Origin of the sequence: Pseudoalteromonas sp. SG45-5, from assembly GCF_014164085.1 — a bacterium.
Classification (GTDB): Bacteria; Pseudomonadota; Gammaproteobacteria; order Enterobacterales; family Alteromonadaceae; genus Pseudoalteromonas; species Pseudoalteromonas aliena.
Map to the genome: position 1 here is coordinate 1 of NZ_JACJEM010000042.1, position 15,938 is coordinate 15,938.

The 15,938-nt window shown below is 39.4% G+C and carries 16 protein-coding genes and 1 pseudogene; 7 read left to right on the plus strand and 10 right to left on the minus strand.

Annotated elements, in window-relative coordinates; all coding sequences use genetic code 11:
- Nucleotides 1-36 precede the first annotated feature (36 nt).
- The 6 genes from H5119_RS13905 to H5119_RS13930 form a co-directional block, all read right to left on the minus strand.
- Nucleotides 37-273 carry a hypothetical protein gene (locus tag H5119_RS13905; protein WP_182702669.1) on the minus strand — a complete coding sequence of 79 codons (237 nt, stop codon included), beginning with the start codon at nucleotides 271-273 and terminating at the stop codon, nucleotides 37-39.
- A 441-nt stretch (nucleotides 274-714) separates the two neighbouring features.
- Nucleotides 715-993, minus strand: coding sequence for a peptidylprolyl isomerase (locus H5119_RS13910; protein WP_077535091.1), 279 nt, complete (start codon nucleotides 991-993; stop codon nucleotides 715-717).
- A gap of 101 nt (nucleotides 994-1,094) precedes the next feature.
- On the minus strand, nucleotides 1,095-1,517 hold the full coding sequence (locus tag H5119_RS13915; RefSeq protein ID WP_182702670.1) for a thiol-disulfide oxidoreductase DCC family protein: 423 nt from the start codon (nucleotides 1,515-1,517) through the stop codon (nucleotides 1,095-1,097).
- A gap of 226 nt (nucleotides 1,518-1,743) precedes the next feature.
- Nucleotides 1,744-2,271, minus strand: a complete 528-nt coding sequence (locus H5119_RS13920; RefSeq protein ID WP_182702671.1) for a response regulator transcription factor — start codon at nucleotides 2,269-2,271, stop codon at nucleotides 1,744-1,746.
- Nucleotides 2,268-3,509, minus strand: a complete 1,242-nt coding sequence (locus H5119_RS13925; protein ID WP_182702699.1) for a HAMP domain-containing histidine kinase — start codon at nucleotides 3,507-3,509, stop codon at nucleotides 2,268-2,270. The genes H5119_RS13920 and H5119_RS13925 overlap by 4 nt, the downstream gene beginning before the upstream one ends.
- A 61-nt stretch (nucleotides 3,510-3,570) precedes the next feature.
- Complete coding sequence (locus H5119_RS13930; protein ID WP_182702672.1) at nucleotides 3,571-3,975, minus strand: DUF4440 domain-containing protein; 405 nt, start codon at nucleotides 3,973-3,975, stop codon at nucleotides 3,571-3,573.
- 316 nt (nucleotides 3,976-4,291) lie between these two features.
- On the opposite strand from H5119_RS13930, the gene H5119_RS13935 reads away from it, so the two are divergent.
- The gene (locus H5119_RS13935) at nucleotides 4,292-5,371 is read left to right on the plus strand and encodes a ketoacyl-ACP synthase III (protein WP_182702673.1); all 1,080 of its coding nucleotides are present in this window, start codon (nucleotides 4,292-4,294) and stop codon (nucleotides 5,369-5,371) included.
- 89 nt (nucleotides 5,372-5,460) lie between these two features.
- Nucleotides 5,461-5,724: pseudogene (locus H5119_RS13940) on the plus strand (VOC family protein); the annotation flags it as partial.
- Between the two features lie 43 nt (nucleotides 5,725-5,767).
- Here the strand turns inward: H5119_RS13940 and H5119_RS13945 are convergent.
- Both H5119_RS13945 and H5119_RS13950 read right to left on the minus strand, forming a co-directional pair.
- A complete protein-coding gene (locus H5119_RS13945) occupies nucleotides 5,768-7,132 on the minus strand; it encodes a M17 family metallopeptidase (RefSeq protein WP_182702674.1) in 1,365 nt (454 codons plus the stop codon).
- A gap of 88 nt (nucleotides 7,133-7,220) precedes the next feature.
- The gene (locus H5119_RS13950) at nucleotides 7,221-7,643 is read right to left on the minus strand and encodes a hypothetical protein (RefSeq protein WP_138583955.1); all 423 of its coding nucleotides are present in this window, start codon (nucleotides 7,641-7,643) and stop codon (nucleotides 7,221-7,223) included.
- A 92-nt stretch (nucleotides 7,644-7,735) separates the two neighbouring features.
- Here H5119_RS13950 and H5119_RS13955 point away from each other — a divergent pair, with 92 nt between their 5' ends.
- The 3 genes from H5119_RS13955 (at nucleotide 7,736) to H5119_RS13965 (ending at nucleotide 12,342) form a co-directional block, all read left to right on the plus strand.
- Nucleotides 7,736-7,912 carry an oxidoreductase-like domain-containing protein gene (locus tag H5119_RS13955; protein ID WP_404936257.1) on the plus strand — a complete coding sequence of 59 codons (177 nt, stop codon included), beginning with the start codon at nucleotides 7,736-7,738 and terminating at the stop codon, nucleotides 7,910-7,912.
- A gap of 337 nt (nucleotides 7,913-8,249) precedes the next feature.
- Nucleotides 8,250-10,826 carry a TonB-dependent siderophore receptor gene (locus H5119_RS13960; RefSeq protein WP_182702675.1) on the plus strand — a complete coding sequence of 859 codons (2,577 nt, stop codon included), beginning with the start codon at nucleotides 8,250-8,252 and terminating at the stop codon, nucleotides 10,824-10,826.
- A gap of 85 nt (nucleotides 10,827-10,911) precedes the next feature.
- On the plus strand, nucleotides 10,912-12,342 hold the full coding sequence (locus H5119_RS13965; RefSeq protein ID WP_182702676.1) for a sulfotransferase: 1,431 nt from the start codon (nucleotides 10,912-10,914) through the stop codon (nucleotides 12,340-12,342).
- Here H5119_RS13965 and H5119_RS13970 read toward each other — a convergent pair.
- Nucleotides 12,339-13,247 carry an alpha/beta fold hydrolase gene (locus H5119_RS13970; protein WP_182702677.1) on the minus strand — a complete coding sequence of 303 codons (909 nt, stop codon included), beginning with the start codon at nucleotides 13,245-13,247 and terminating at the stop codon, nucleotides 12,339-12,341. The two genes, H5119_RS13965 and H5119_RS13970, sit on opposite strands and share 4 nt — an antisense overlap.
- Before the next feature lie 128 nt (nucleotides 13,248-13,375).
- Here H5119_RS13970 and rlmF point away from each other — a divergent pair, with 128 nt between their 5' ends.
- Nucleotides 13,376-14,308, plus strand: a complete 933-nt coding sequence (gene rlmF, locus H5119_RS13975; RefSeq protein ID WP_182702678.1) for a 23S rRNA (adenine(1618)-N(6))-methyltransferase RlmF — start codon at nucleotides 13,376-13,378, stop codon at nucleotides 14,306-14,308.
- Between the two features lie 23 nt (nucleotides 14,309-14,331).
- Complete coding sequence (gene ltaE, locus H5119_RS13980) at nucleotides 14,332-15,336, plus strand: low-specificity L-threonine aldolase (protein WP_182702679.1); 1,005 nt, start codon at nucleotides 14,332-14,334, stop codon at nucleotides 15,334-15,336.
- Here the strand turns inward: ltaE and H5119_RS13985 are convergent.
- The gene (locus H5119_RS13985) at nucleotides 15,310-15,903 is read right to left on the minus strand and encodes a thymidine kinase (protein ID WP_182702680.1); all 594 of its coding nucleotides are present in this window, start codon (nucleotides 15,901-15,903) and stop codon (nucleotides 15,310-15,312) included. The two genes, ltaE and H5119_RS13985, sit on opposite strands and share 27 nt — an antisense overlap.
- Between the last annotated feature and the right edge of the window lie 35 nt (nucleotides 15,904-15,938).

Genomic DNA, 15,938 nt, shown 5'->3' on the forward strand with positions numbered 1-15,938 from the left:
GATTTTGACCCTAAGGGATTTTGACCCTAAGGGATTTTAACCACGTAAGGTGATTTTACTGGTAAACTTAGCTTGGTCGCTGAAATCTCTTGCCCATGTTTTGGCATCACGGCGCGCACCAAAAACATCAAAGCTCATGGTTTGCTCAAGTTTACCATTGGCATCAACAATAACATGAGTTGAGCCTAAATGGTCGTCTAGCATGTAGCGAGTAGTGGCTTGGTTATTCACCGTGGTGACTAACACTTTGCCTGCAATGTAACGCTTGCTCACCCAAATACTTTGGCCACCATAGCGAATAAATTCAACAACAAACTATCGGGGTCAGGTCTTGTTTTTTGCCACTAATTACATAAAGACAAAATGCAAGACCTGACCCTATTTACTTTTCTACTTTTTTAATAGTTAGACTTAAATTCAAAAATTAAGATGACACCCATCCTAATTCTTAGTTCGTCAAAGTTTAAAGTTTAGGATAGGTGATAAGATGAATTCGGGACGGCGTTAAAAATTAAAATGACACCCACTCTAATTACTTTGCAAATCGTTAGCTAAAAATGAAATAAACTAGATTAAAATGGGTGGTTAGATAAACGCTTCCCAAACGGCGTCAATGCCCAAACTGGTCAGTCAAACTCAGTTAAAGGCAACGCATAGCAAGCATTACTACTCTTTTTTATATTTACCGAGGATGACGTATTTAATTGCGAGTAATTAAGTACGATAAAGCACTTTAATGACATGCCAGCCGAATTTTGTTTTAACTAGGTGGGGCTCTAAAATTTCGCCTTTAAACGCAATTTTGTCAAATTGTGGGACCATTTGGCCGCGTCCAAATTCACCTAAGTCACCGCCTTTTTTACCCGATGGGCATGACGAATACTTTTTAGCTAAGGTTTGAAACTTTGCACCTTTGCCCAACTGCTTAATAATATCTTCTGCAATTTCTTTGTGCTTAACCAAAATGTGAAGTGCATGTGCTGTATTTGCCATGAAAAAAGCCTTTTATACCGTTAGCTAAAAATAAACGCGGCGATTTTAACACAACCCCATAAACCTAGCATCTACTTATACTGCAGTGTATAACCACTAATTTATAAATAATGTTTGCCATCATCTGGGTTGGGAATTCTGCAATACTGATACTTTCCAAATAATGTATAACGATTTAAAGCGATTTTATCGTATGACCAATTATTAAACCTATTTGGTAAAACACTAAATATATTTGCGAGCTTGTACGGATAACCAAGCTGCTTAACCACTTCAAAAAAAGCATGACTTTGCGTATACGCTTTACCATTTTCAACATACACCATTGAGGCGTATTCAATTGTTGAAAAACCAAAGTGTGTTAACAGCAATTTACCTTTAGGAGACTGCACGCTGCATAGTTTAAAAATAATCTTCGTATCGCTCGCAATAATAAAATTACACCACGCACTGCAAAGCTTACATTGCGCATCAAATAATATAATTTTTTGATTTTGCATTAGTATAGCTGCATCATCGTTCATAACACTTTCCTTAAATTAAGTAACCTGAACTCAGGATAATAAATCTATCTCGAGCAGTTATTTTAAGCGCTAACTGCGTTGAGTTTACTTGCAATAGGCCCGCTATTGACGCGTAAATTCGCCTTGTTTTCACTGAAAATCTCTGGCTAGAGGAAATAGATTTAAATATCACCACGATTCAATACGTTAGTAAACCTCTTAACCAGAGTTCAAGTTAAGTACTAAGTTACTGCTGCACCGGCTTTTTTTGTAGCTTGCGCTGTAAAGTGCGCCGATGCATATTAAGTTGCCTTGCGGTAACCGACACATTGCCATTATTACTGTGTAATACTTGCTGAATGTGTTCCCACTCTAAGCGCTCTGGCGACATAACAGTATCATCAATAGCACTAGGCGCAGACGTTACAGCCTTTGTGTTAAGCGCTTTTAATAGGGTCGTCATATCAACTGGTTTAGTAAGGTAATCGTTTGCACCTAAACGCATTGCCTCTACTGCGGTCGCAATACTTGCAAACCCAGTGAGTAAAACAATATGAGTTTGGGGGAGCAAACTACGCAGTGGCTTTATGAGTGCAAGTCCGTTATCGTCGCCTAGTTTCATGTCTAATAAAACAAAGTTCGGTAATAGTTTGCGTGCAGCGAGTAACGCATCACTTTGATTATGTGCTACTTCGCAAGTAAAGCCCTGCTTAGTTAAGCGCCTTGCTAGTGTGTTGGCTAAATTTATATCGTCTTCAACAATAAGTAACTTCATGAGGCTGTTTTCTCGGTGTTTACAATAGCAAGTTTTACTTTGGCGACAGCGCCACCATCTGTATGATTAAACAAGGTAAGCGAGCCATTTAAACGCTCAAATGTTACATTTGATAAAAGCACAGCAAGCCCCATTCCCTGAACGCTTGGCATAAGTTGCCCGCCCAGCTCTGCTAATTGTGATGCAGAAAAACCACTGCCAAAATCACGAATTAACAAATAAACACATTTGCTATGCAGGTTATCTTGCTGCCAACTTAGCTCTAATTGAGTTTGACCTTGTTTTTGGTTTGCGAGGGTCGCATTTTGTAATAAATTTAAAATTGCAGGCAATAACATAACATCGCTCATTAGTGTTGCAGCGATAGGCGGTGTGATCCACTGAATGTGCTGATCAGGGTATTGCAGTAAAAGAGTATCCGTGATCTGTGTTTGCAGGTGCTTTACAGTTACGTGTTCTTGTGAATTTTTAAGCCGTAACTGCTCCGAAAGCTTCCTGAAATCATTAAGTTGGTTACTACACTGAATCAGCGGCGCTTGCATATGCTTAACAATAGAATTGTTTGGTTGATCTTCTAGTAGCTCTTCAAATAATAACTGCAAGTTTGCGATGGGGGTCGCAAGTTGATGGGTTATTTGTGCAGCAGCTCCATCAAGGGTAACAAGCTGCTCATTACGTAATTGTTTTTCTCGCACGTTTGCAATAATTCGCTCTCGCTCTTTAAGTGCTCTGCTCATTGCGCCAATCACAAGTGCGATTATACTGGCACTTAAAACAAAATTGACCCACATACCAATAAAGTGCCCGCTCATATTCATTTGATGCATACTGTGATCGGGCATCTTTATCAATAAAAAACTGTAAGCTGCAATCGCTAACACAGCGATATACGCCAATCCCTTTTCACGTAATGTAACAGCAGCAATCATTATGGGAAGCAACAACAACGAGACAAACGCATTGGTTGCCCCACCACTTAGCGAAAGCAAAACAGTTAAAAACAACACATCAGCAGTGAGTTGCATTAACATACCAAACGGTTTAGCTTGGCTTACATTACGATAAGCAAATAGGCTAATTAGCTGAAAAATAGCCTCTAACGCAATAACAGTGAGTAAAGGCAGTAACGCAATTTGGTGATCAAGTAAAAAATAAACGCTTAACACTGCGATTAACTGCACAGCAATTGCGCCGCTTCGCAGCATTAATAGTCGACTAATAGAAGGGTCGGTTCGCATTAACAAAAGGTAATTGCCCAATCAAATGTTTAATAAGGTTATGTTAACGGTTATATGATTTTTAATCATCATCCATAGAAATTGTAAACGGTGAACAAGGGGTGCCTTGATGAAACACCATTTGCCATTGCTCACCTTGTTTACGCCAAAGCGACATACGCAATGAATAATTAAATTCACTGCGAGCAGTGCGCCTATAAGCGGCTTGATAACTTAGCTGCGCAACATCATCGCTTAGCATTCGACCTTTAAAATGTTGATTGTAAAACTGTGGCACCACTTCGGTAGGTAAACGGGTAAGCACTTGGTATTTATTAAATGTAGTGCCGTTGGCAGCAATTTCGATAAATTCATCATCAAGTAAAGCATCTAGCGCACGCTCAGATTGGCGAATTTCTGGGTCGAGTAACTGGCGCTCAGCATCAATCAAATGGTTAAATAACGACACTTTTATTTTGTTACTCATATGCTTCCCTATAATTTATAAACTTACCTAGCTATACCAACGTATTGCACAGTATTTGAGCATACGATTACTATTATTAGTTAAGTATCATAATCGCTGATACTGCCTGCCTGTCAACAGCTAAGCAACAAATAACAACCTAAACACTAACATTGTAATTCGCATTTGCTCTTTTTTAAATCAACTTATTTATAGATTGCCTTTCATTACAATTTATTACGGGGGAAAACACCTTATAAACTAGTCTTGAAAGGCAATTTTTGATATAACATCCCTATTAGTAACACACGTCAGACCACTTTTAAGAGAGCATACCATGTCTTACGCACACATCACTGGTTGGGGTAAATGCATTCCACCAGCAAGCATTAGCAACGACGAAATTAGTGAAATAGTTGATACCACCGATGAGTGGATAACCACGCGTACAGGCATTAAATCACGTCGCGTGAGTCATGTAAGTACTGCCGATTTAGCGACCATTGCAGCAAAACATGCAATTGCATGTGCAGGCGTTGATCCAAAAGATATTGATTTAGTGATCTTAGCAACCTGTACACCTTCCACTGTTGTGGCAAATACCGCCTCACAAGTACAAAAAAATATTGGTGCTATAGGCGCAGCTGCTATGGATACTAACGCGGCATGTTCTGGCTTTTTATATGCGATACAAGCCGCTACAGCACAAATTCAAGCGGGTATGATCAAAAAAGCGGTGGTCATTGCCGCTGAGCGCATGACTTGGTATGTGAACTGGGCGCGCCGTGATAGCGCTGTTTTGTTTGGTGATGGCGCAGGTGCAGTCGTACTTGAAGCAGCAGATACACCAGCCGGTTTGCTTGCAACTAAAACAGGGTGCGATAGTGAAGATCGCGATATTCTACACATCACAAATTTTGGTAGCAATTTAAATAAATATGAACCAATTGGCCCATCAGATTTGTTATTTGAAGGGCGTGAAATTTTCAAACGCGCTGTAAAAGGCATGAGTGAAGCGTGTGATGATGTACTTCAGCAAGCAAATTTAAGCTTAGATGATATAAACGTATTAGTTCCTCACCAAGCAAACTTACGCATTATTCAAGCTATTCAGCACCGTTTAAAAGTACCTGATGAAAAAGTGATGGTAAACATTGGTGAGTATGGCAATACCTCAGCTGCAACAATTGCCATTGCACTATGTGAAGCGGTTGAACAAGGGTTAATTAAGCCACATTCTAATATAATGTCTGCTGCGTTTGGAGCAGGTCTTACGTGGGCTGCAAGTTACATAAAATGGGGCGATCGTGTAACGCCTATTAATGTAAGCGATGCAGTATTACCACCGTGTAATAAAACAGGTTTAGAACTTGTAGCGCCAGCCGTTAAAGCGTGTAAAGACGCTGATCCAAGCTAACAAAACATGTAGTAAGCCACATATAAAACGCACTTAATTAAGTGCGTTTTTGCTTTTAATAAGCACCTGTTTTATACACTTGTGGTCGTTCATATAAATTAGATTTAGCCATGCCTGATGGTGGCCAAATTGAGTTGTTTTCGTTTGATGGATCGCCCGCAAGACCAAGCTACCCCGAAGCACAAGGCTTAAGACATTTAGCTTTTAAGGTAGCGGATGTACAGATTGCAAAAACGTATTTAGAGTCGTGCGATGTAAACGTTGAGGATATTAGAGTGGATGAAATAACCGGCAAAAAGTTTACCTTTTTTGCCGTTCCAGACAATTTACCACTTGAGCTGTATGAGGTTTAATACTCATAAACTCAAATTATGCACTTACTATTGAATTAAAAACTTACTTATTAAAACGATTTTGTAGGTAAGTAAATACAGCCCGAATACCTAATGCCTCACCACCGGTTGGACGACCTGGTAATGCACGTAAGTTCCATGCCATTACATCAAAGTGTACCCACGGTGTTGTTGGTTCAACAAATTCTTTTAAGTAAAGCGCAGCGGTAATTGCACCACCAAACGGTGTGCTTGCGCAGTTAGCCATATCGGCTACATCACTTTTCAAAAAGCTTTTGTATTGCTCAAATAACGGAAGTTGCCAAACAGGATCATATACACTTAAACCTGCATCAATAATACCATTTGCTACATCGCGCTCTGTTGAGAAAAAGCCCGGAAGCTCAGTACCCAGTGCAACACGACATGCACCAGTAAGAGTTGCAAAATCAATAATTAGATCTGGTTTGTCGTTTTGAGCTTCACTTAACGCATCACACAATACTAAGCGCCCTTCTGCGTCAGTGTTATCAATTTCGACCATAATACCTTTACGTGTTTTAACAACATCGCCTGGGCGAAATGCATTACGCGATACAGCGTTTTCTACCGCAGGGACAAGCACGCGTAGTCTAATTGGTAAGTTAGCGGCCATAATTAGCTGCGCTAGTGCAATAACATGCGCGGCACCGCCCATGTCTTTTTTCATATTGCGCATGCCAGAACTTGGTTTTAAATCAAGGCCACCAGAATCAAAGCACACACCTTTACCAACAAGTGTAATGAGTGGGGCATCGGTTGCGCCCCATTTTAAATCGAGTAAACGCGGTTTGTTTTCGCTTGCACGACCCACCATATGAATAGTTGGGTAGTTTTGCTCTAATAGTTCATCGCCAATCCACTGCGAAAATTCACCATTGTACGTTGCGGCTAAATCTTCCATTACTTGCGATAAATGCTGCGGCATCATATCCACAGCTGGAGTATTCACTAAATCGCGTGCAAGTGTAATAGCATCAGCTTGCTGGCTAATACGCTCATACATGGCTTTATCGCTAATGGCTAATTGCGCTTTTGCTGTTGGCTTTTCTTTGTATTCACTAAATTCGTACCCACCAAGCACAAACCCTAAAGCAACGTGCTCTACTAATACATTATCACCTTGAATTTGATAAGTACCCATTGGCAATGTATTTGCTAAATTACCCGCAGCCCAAAAATCATCACTACTTTGCATAAGGCAAACAACGTGACTTAATTCGCCAGTTTTGGCATCAGGGATTAGCGCTAATCCTTGCTTTTCAAAGCCTGTGTTGTTTAACCAGTTTTGTATAAACGCAGATTGCTGAGTTTGCCAGTCAGATAATTCGTTTTTGAGAATAAATGATAAAGGAATACCAGAAGAAGTATGACGAAGTAATGCACTCATTAAATAGCTCGTATAATATAAAAATGGTACTTAAGAGCATATCAATAAGCACACTTAAAAGGTATCGCTAATTTGAGGTTACATTAGATTACTTTTTTAATGACTCGTTGTGAGCTTTTTTTTGATTTTCGTGACTTATTTCAGCGTCAAGTTCTTTAATTGATTTGTTCATACTAAACGAGCTTGGCAACACATCAACACCCACTATACGACCGAGCTTTACCACTAAAGGAATTGTAAGCGGTGCAAAAGGTAAAACGGCAAATACGCCTAAACCTAGCCCTTTTAAAATATCAACAAACTGTTCATTAGCGCGTTTTAATTCTGCTTTATTCGTTTGCCCTTGAGTATAGCGCCTATAAATTGAGAGCATTTCTTTTGTTTCTTGTTTTTCTTGCGCAAGTGCTATTTTAAGCGCCACCATAGCACGGCGAAAACGCAGCTGTTGGCGCTTTTTACTAATTTTAACTACCCGCCACGGTGCACGGTGAATAACTTTATATAATCGCATAACGGGCATTTTCACACAGCCCTTCTCGTTCACAAAGAATAATTTACTTATCTGAAGCGTTACTTTATTCTTTGTACACAATGAGTGCCTAGATGAAACCTTTTATGCAACCAAATACAACGCTTCTAACAATCAAGCCTGAGCGACCAAAATCTGATGAATGTTGCGGTGGAGGCAGTTGCTGTCCCTGTGTATGGGATGAGTACAAAGAAAAATTAGCAGCGTGGCGTAATGCGCAAACCTCTGAAAAAACAACTAAAAAAGTCTAAGTAAAGAAACAAAAAAGCAACATTGAAAACCCAACCTTGCATTAATAATTCTTTTTACTCTGCAATTTCACCCATTCGCTTCGTTTCCCCCTTCACCTTGAATCATTATTGCATACAGTTACTAAGTTAACTTTTTTGTTATAAAACGGTTAATTAGCAATTGCTCTCCTTGTTTTTTATCTATAGTCTGTAGATACAACGTTACTAAAGGTTGCCTAATTAATTAAGCTTTAGAGGCTAAAACCTCAAATTAATATGCACTAATAGTGTGGTTGAAAAATAAATGATGTGAAATTTAACATCGAAGTAAAAATTATTCTAACTGGGGAAAATTAGAATGAAATTAAAAAACAATGCGCTAAACCAAGCAATAAAATTTGCTCTAGCTACAACAACTGCAGGGTTGTTTATTTCAAGTTCTGCTATTGCAGCCGATGAACAACAAGTTAAAGTGAACAAAAATGTAGAGAAAATTGCCGTAGTCGGTACGCGTTCAGCTCCTCGTTCTATCGGTGATTCACCCGTTCCTATTGATATTATTGGCGGTGAGGAGCTTGAAAAGTCAGGCAACACCGACATGCTTGAGCTTTTAAAAGGCTCAGTACCTTCTTTTAATGTTCATCAAAATCCAATTAGTGATGCGGCATCCCTTGTTCGCCCTGCTAACTTACGTGGCTTACCTTCAGACAGCACGCTAATTCTTTTAAACGGCAAACGTCGTCATCGTGCATCTGTAATCGCATTTTTAGGCGGTGGTATTAATGATGGCGCACAAGGTGCTGACATTTCAGTTATTCCAAGCATTGCAATTAAGCAGGTCGAAGTACTTCGTGATGGCGCTGCTGCACAGTATGGCTCTGATGCAATTGCCGGTGTAATGAACTTCCAACTAAAAGATTCCTCAGAAGGCGGTAAGTTAGAAGTACGTCATGGCCAATATTACGAAGGTGATGGCGACACAACTCAAATTTCTGGAAACGTTGGCTTACCCTTTACCGACAGCGGTTTTGCTAATTTAAGCTTTCAATATAAAACGTCTGATGCAACAAGCCGTTCAGTACAACGACCAGATGCTGCGTCGCTTTCTGCTGCGGGTGTACCAGATGTCTCTTCTTTGGCTCAAGTTTGGGGCGCACCTGAGATAAATGACGATATTTCAATTTTTGGTAATGTTGGCCTAGAGCTAACTAACGACTCTGAGTTTTACATGTTTGGTAACTACTCTGAGCGTGATGTACGTGGTGGTTTTTATTACCGTAACCCGCATACTCGTTCAGGTGTGTATTCAAACGATGACGGAGGCACTCTACTGATTGCAGATTTAACTGACGATATGAGTGGCAATTGCCCGACTATCGCAATAGACGATAACGTTTTAAATAACCCAGACTACATAAGTGGTGTTGCTAACAACCCAAACTGCTTTGCTTTTAACGAAATGCTACCGGGTGGTTTTACACCAAACTTTGGCGGTAACATCACCGATACTTCTTTAACCATTGGTACTAAGGGTGAATTTACTGGTAGCTTCTTAAAAGGTGTATTCTATGATTTAAGCGGTACTGTTGGATTAAATGAATCTCGCTATTTTATCTATAACACAGTAAATGCGTCATTAGGTCCTGACACACCTCGTGATTTTAGCCCAGGTAAATACGAACAATTAGAAAAGAACTTTAATTTAGACTTATCTAAAGGGTTTGATTTTGACCTTGCTTACGATGTAAACATCGCCGGTGGTTTAGAGTGGCACGAAGAAACATTCACTATCATCGCGGGTGATGAAGCATCATACACAGCAGGCCCGTTAACATCTCAAGGCTTTGGCATTGGTTCTAACGGCTTCCCTGGCTTTAAGCCATCTCAAGCAGGTGAATTTTCTCGCCGCAATTACGCTGCATTTGTAGATATTGAAGCACCGTTTACCGAAGAATTTTTAATGGGCTTAGCCGTTCGTTTTGAAGATTACGACAGTTTTGGCACAACAACAAACTATAAAGTAATGGCGCAGTATCATGTAACAGAAGACTTAAATATACGTGGTTCGATTAGCACAGGTTTCCGAGCCCCTACCGTTGGTCAAGCAAATGTAAGTAATGTACAAACAAACTTAAGTGACGGTGTACTTAGAGACTCTGCCTTATTACCACCAACAAATCCAGTTGCAGTTCAACTAGGTGGTACAGAGCTTGAACCTGAAGAATCACAAAGTTATACATTTGGTGGTGTTTATACCCTTGGCGATTTATTTTTAACTGTTGATTACTACAATATTCAGGTAGATGATCGGATTAGCCAATCTGAAAAAATAACATTAAGCCAAGCAGATAAAGACTCACTTACTGCTGCTGGTGTACCTAATGTTGATGGCCTTGCTCAAGTTAGCTTTTTTACTAATGACTTTGACACGACAACGCAAGGCATTGATGTGGTAGCTAATTATACAGCTGACATCTTAGGTGGTAGCTCTACACTTAGCCTTGCATATAACTGGAATGAAACTGAAGTAACCAAATTCAGTAACATCACAGGCCCATTTAAAGTCAAACGCTTAGAAGAAGATTTACCAAACCATCGCGCTACATTTACATGGGCTCAACAATGGGAATCTATCTCAGCATTCACTCGCCTAAACTACTACGGTGAATACCAAGGTGTTCACGTGGATTACGATGCAACAGCAAAAACTGCTGACGCAGCTGTAACTATTGATGCTGAAATCACGTACTTTATGAATGAGTCTATTAGTTTTTCTTTAGGCGCTCAAAACCTGTTTGATCAAGATGCTGAAAAACTTGATTTTGCTGAAGCAGCCGGTGCGCCGAATAATAACTGGGGCGGTAAGTATTACGAAACATCTCCGTTTGGTATTAACGGCGGTTTTTACTATGCAAAAGCAACATATACTTTCTAACACCTTTGCATAAACAGTTAAGGCGAAATGTTAAGACATTTCGCCTTTTTTATTTTATAGTAAATAAAAAAATCAATGCACAGTTATGCTACTTAAAAAAGCGAATCAACTACTCGAGCAAGGCAAACTCAAAGAAGCTGAGTTTCACTATAAAGCACTGCTAAAAAGCGATCCTGACAATGGTGAAGCCTTATTCGGCTTAGGTAAAATAGCATTAAGGTTAGCGCGTTTTGATGCAGCTGTGTATGTACTGCAAAAAGCATGTGAGCGTCTACCGCGTATGCTTGAGCCATTAAATGCGTTAGCTGATGCGTTTAATGGAGTTAACTCACCTAAAGATGCATTAACCGTCCTTGAGTATGCACAAAGCATAGCAACCAATAACCCTGAACCTCATTATTATTTAGCACAACACTATCTAACTCATGGCAATTTAGATAAAGCGCATAGCACTTTTACACATGCACTTAGTATGGGTGTTCACCCTGTTACTGCCTATATTTTATTTGAATTAGTCCAATTAGGACGTTTTGACAAAGATCATAATTATATAAGTAAGTTGCATCATTTATTAACCCAAACTAATAACTTACACCTTAAAATGGTGTGCTATTACGCGCTGGGCAAAAGCTATGACAAGCTTGATGATACTGAACAAGCATTTAGCTATTTTGTGCTCGCCAATAAATTACAACACAAGTTAAGTAACTTTAATACTGATGAGCTCAGCCCCTTTTACGATGAAATAATTAAACACAACACGCGCTCATTTATAAACAGCGGCGATAAGCAATTAATTAGCCAAATCACCCCAGTATTTATAATTGGTATGCCTCGCAGTGGCTCTACTTTACTGGAGCAAATGCTGGCAAATCACAGCCAATATTCAAGCATTGGAGAGAGTTCGAGTGTCGGTAATGTGGTTGCATTTTTAGAGCAAAAGACGGCAGTTTCATATCCTCAATGCTTAAAACACTTAACACCTGAGCTAATTAGCAAAGCACGTGACATTTATATAAATGCACTAAAAACCGTCACACCTATTAAGCCATTTATAATAAATAAGTTACCAAGTAACTATCAATCACTTGGCCTTATTTATGTGTTGTTTCCAAATGCTAAATTTATAAATTTAACACGCGATTTTAATGCGACTGCTTTTTCTATACTTAGTAATTATTTCGCAGAAAATGAACCTTACTTTTGCTCTCTTGTAGAGTTTAAGCAATACCATGCATTATACGAAAAACTAATGCTTCATTGGCAATTGCTTAAAGGTATGCCAATTTACAACATCAGTTACGAAGCATTAGTAAACAACCCAAAAGAGCAACTAACTGCATTACTGAACTTTCTAGATTGCTCGTTTGAAGAAAATTGTTTAGCATTTTATGAGCGCAAATCGGCGGTTACCACTCTTAGTAAGCATGCTATTCGAGAGCCGGTTAATCGTTTAGCCATTGCAAAATGGGAGCGTTATAAAGCGCCCCTACTTGAATTACTTGATGGAAGTTAACTTATAGGGTGCGAATTAAACCAATTAAGTAAATCTTTAAATTGATCATCACGCGCACTTGGGTGAGTAAGCATATTAATATGATCGTAATCAAAATTATGCCCATGCTTACGGCCATAAATACGCATTTTTTGAACCCCCAACCCTGATTCGTCCATAAATTTTCGAATATCAATTGGCTGCGCTAATGCCTTATCGTTTACTGCAGCAATATGCAGCGTAGGCGGCAAATGCAGACTACTAATAGTGGTTGCATAATCAAAGTTATCATCAGAGTCTATCCACGGTGTTTTTTTAGCCCACTGCATACTTTGAAAGTGCGACTTTTGAGTTTCATTATCACTGCCCCACTTATAACCTTTAGCATTTAAATAGCCATGCTTTTTAGCCAGTATAGGTGCCATAAAATACCAAATAAAATTGGCTTGCAGTAACTTTTTAGGATGGTTGTTAAACAATGAGCGCTTAGAGCCAAAATAAACACAGGCCTTGACGTTATTTATGTAATCAGGGAATCGTGCGAATACACTGTTCATCAACACGCCTCCCCAAGAGTGAGCGACCCAATAGTCGGGTTTTTTACCTTCAATCAATTCTATTTGATTAATAAAGGCTGGTATATCTTCCAAAATGGCTTCTGTTTGTCCATATTCAGATTCACTCGAAATAACGGGCTTGCTATCACCTCGTCCACGTAAATCAGCCACATAGCATCGATAACCGTGCTCGGCTAAAAAAGGGGCAAGTCCTTTATTAGAGTGCGTGTAAAATATTTTTCCGTTTTCTACAGCCCCATGCATAAAAAACACCACAGGCCCTTGCTGGTTATCATCGGCTATACGACGTAAGTGTAGTGTTTGCTGAGCTGTAAAATTGATTGCTATTGATTGCTGAGAAATGGCCACGGTTGTTCCTTTTTATTTTTACCAACTCATCCTACCAGCAATATCCACGATACCAAAGAAAATGTCTGCACTTTACTCACCAGCATTTGTTACAATTGCCACATCATACCTGTTGTTAAAATTAAGCCATGAAAGAAAATAAAACACGCTCAAAATTACACCCTCGTAACCTACATAAAAATGGCTACGACTTTGATTTATTAACAGCAGCGCTTCCTGCTCTACTGCCTTTTGTTATAACGACACCAGCGGGCACTAAAAGCATTGATTTTAGTGATAACAAAGCCGTTAAAACACTAAACCAAGCACTTTTAAAAGCACACTATAATGTTGATTTTTGGGACATTCCTGAGCATAGCTTATGCCCACCTATTCCAGGGCGTGTTGATTATATTCATTACTTAGCTGACTTATTAAGTGATGATAATCAACAACAAATACCGCTAGGTAAGCAAATTAAAGTGCTTGATATTGGTACTGGCGCTAACTTGGTTTATCCACTTACGGGCACAAGTGAATATAAGTGGCACTTTACGGGCACTGATATTGATGTAGCCTCAGTAAAAATAGCAAAACAAATTGCCCAGTTTAATGGTTTAAAAATAACTCTAAAACAACAAAAAAATGCATCACATATTTTTAAAGGCGTTATTAACCAAAAAGATTTATACCATTTAACACTCTGTAACCCGCCGTTTCATGCAAGTGAAGAAGAAGCAACTAAAGGCAGTGAGCGTAAATGGAAAAACTTAGGAAAAGCCCCCAGTAACACACTAAATTTTGGTGGTCATAATAATGAATTATGGTGTGAAGGCGGTGAAGTTCAATTTATCTCCAATATGATCAAAGAAAGCGAAAGCGTTGCAGAGCAGGTACTTTGGTTTACGTCTTTGGTGTCTAAAAAAGATAACATTGCAGCCCTTGAAGAAGTATTAAAAGCTCACCCAATAGCCGAGTATAAAATAGTTGATATGGCACAAGGCCAAAAAATTAGCCGCTTTATTGCATGGAGCTATTTTGATAAAGAAACCCGTGAACAAATATGTAGTGAGCTTGCTTAAGCTATTAAAAGGATAAAGCCATCATGATAGATTTTCGTTCTGACACAGTGACTAAACCAACAAAAGCAATGCGCGATATTATGTATAACGCACCGGTTGGTGACGATGTATATGGTGATGATGAAAGCGTAAACCAGCTAGAAGCCTATGCATGTAAGCGTTTTAATTTTGAATCTGCAATTTTTTGCAGCTCCGGCACACAAGCTAACTTGCTTGCATTAATGGCGCATTGTGAGCGAGGTGACGAATACATTTGTGGCCAAAATGCTCACAATTATAAGTTTGAAGGTGGTGGCGCAGCTGTTTTAGGCTCTATTCAACCACAACCTATCGAAAACGATGCTGATGGCAGTATCCCTTTTAATAAAATTACGGCAGCAATAAAACCAGATGATTGCCACTTTGCTAAAACTCGCTTGCTCAGCCTAGAAAATACTATTGGCGGAAAAGTACTTCCTCTTGAATACTTAGCCCAAGCACGCGACTTTGTTAATACACATAATTTAGCACTGCACTTAGATGGCGCTCGTGCATTTAATGCAGCTATTGAGCTAAATGTTGATATCACTGAAATTACAAAACACTTTGATTCAGTTTCTATTTGTTTATCAAAAGGCTTAGGCGCCCCCGTTGGGTCTTTATTATTAGGCTCGCAAGCGCTTATTAATAAAGCAAGACGATGGAGAAAAGTACTTGGTGGTGGTATGCGCCAAGCCGGAATGCTTGCAGCGGCTGGGCAGTTTGCACTTGAGCACAATGTAGAGCGTTTAAAAGACGATCATGCAAATGCACGTTATCTGTCTCAAAAATTAAGTGAACTGAATGGTTTTACTGTCGATATGAGCAACACCACTAACATGGTTTATGCAACGTACGCTAGTAGTAAAAACATCAAAGAGATTGCTGAAACACTTAAACAACAAGGCATACTATTTAGCCCAAGCAAGCAGCTTAGGCTAGTAACCCATTTAGATATTACCCGCGAAGATATTGATACATTTTTAACTACTTTGTCGGCCCATATTTAACGCGGCTTTATAATGTTTGCGGCATACCGAAACATATCGGTCATTGCCGCCAATTTCTACTTGATTGCCATCGGCTATTGCTCCACCGTTTTCATCTGTACGCAGCACATGGTTAGCTTTTCGTCCACAGTGACATACAGTTTTAAGCTCTACTAACTTATCAGCCCACGCAAGCAAGTATTGCGACCCTACAAATAGCTCGCCTCTAAAATCGTTACGCAAGCCATAGCACAGTACTGGTATACCTAACTCATCAACCACATCGGTTAATTGCATGACTTGTTCTTTTGATAAAAATTGACATTCATCGACCAACACACAGTGGCGCTTTTTATCATTATGGAGTAATTGAATAAGATCAAATACATCTTTGCTAGCATCAAATACATGCGCATCAGCCTGTAAACCAATACGAGACGATACTTTACCCACGCCTTGTCTATCATCAATAGCAGCAGTAAGGATCACAGGTTCCATGCCACGTTCTTTATAATTAAATGCAGATTGTAATAACGTGGTTGATTTACCTGCATTCATTGCAGAGTAGTAAAAGTATAATTGAGCCATTGCAGTGCCATTTTATAAAAAGTGCGCTTATGCTA

Excerpts from the sequence above, each read along its gene's own strand:
- H5119_RS13925 (WP_182702699.1), bottom strand. The coding sequence starts at position 3,509 with ATGCGAACCGACCCTTCTATTAGTCGACTATTAATGCTGCGAAGCGGC.
- H5119_RS13920 (WP_182702671.1), bottom strand. The coding sequence starts at position 2,271 with ATGAAGTTACTTATTGTTGAAGACGATATAAATTTAGCCAACACACTA.
- H5119_RS13950 (WP_138583955.1), bottom strand. The coding sequence starts at position 7,643 with ATGCGATTATATAAAGTTATTCACCGTGCACCGTGGCGGGTAGTTAAA.
- H5119_RS13985 (WP_182702680.1), bottom strand. The coding sequence starts at position 15,903 with ATGGCTCAATTATACTTTTACTACTCTGCAATGAATGCAGGTAAATCA.
- H5119_RS13915 (WP_182702670.1), bottom strand. The coding sequence starts at position 1,517 with ATGAACGATGATGCAGCTATACTAATGCAAAATCAAAAAATTATATTA.
- H5119_RS13965 (WP_182702676.1), top strand. The coding sequence starts at position 10,912 with ATGCTACTTAAAAAAGCGAATCAACTACTCGAGCAAGGCAAACTCAAA.
- H5119_RS13955 (WP_404936257.1), top strand. The coding sequence starts at position 7,736 with ATGAAACCTTTTATGCAACCAAATACAACGCTTCTAACAATCAAGCCT.
- H5119_RS13935 (WP_182702673.1), top strand. The coding sequence starts at position 4,292 with ATGTCTTACGCACACATCACTGGTTGGGGTAAATGCATTCCACCAGCA.
- H5119_RS13910 (WP_077535091.1), bottom strand. The coding sequence starts at position 993 with ATGGCAAATACAGCACATGCACTTCACATTTTGGTTAAGCACAAAGAA.
- H5119_RS13960 (WP_182702675.1), top strand. The coding sequence starts at position 8,250 with ATGAAATTAAAAAACAATGCGCTAAACCAAGCAATAAAATTTGCTCTA.
- H5119_RS13945 (WP_182702674.1), bottom strand. The coding sequence starts at position 7,132 with ATGAGTGCATTACTTCGTCATACTTCTTCTGGTATTCCTTTATCATTT.
- ltaE (WP_182702679.1), top strand. The coding sequence starts at position 14,332 with ATGATAGATTTTCGTTCTGACACAGTGACTAAACCAACAAAAGCAATG.
- H5119_RS13930 (WP_182702672.1), bottom strand. The coding sequence starts at position 3,975 with ATGAGTAACAAAATAAAAGTGTCGTTATTTAACCATTTGATTGATGCT.
- rlmF (WP_182702678.1), top strand. The coding sequence starts at position 13,376 with ATGAAAGAAAATAAAACACGCTCAAAATTACACCCTCGTAACCTACAT.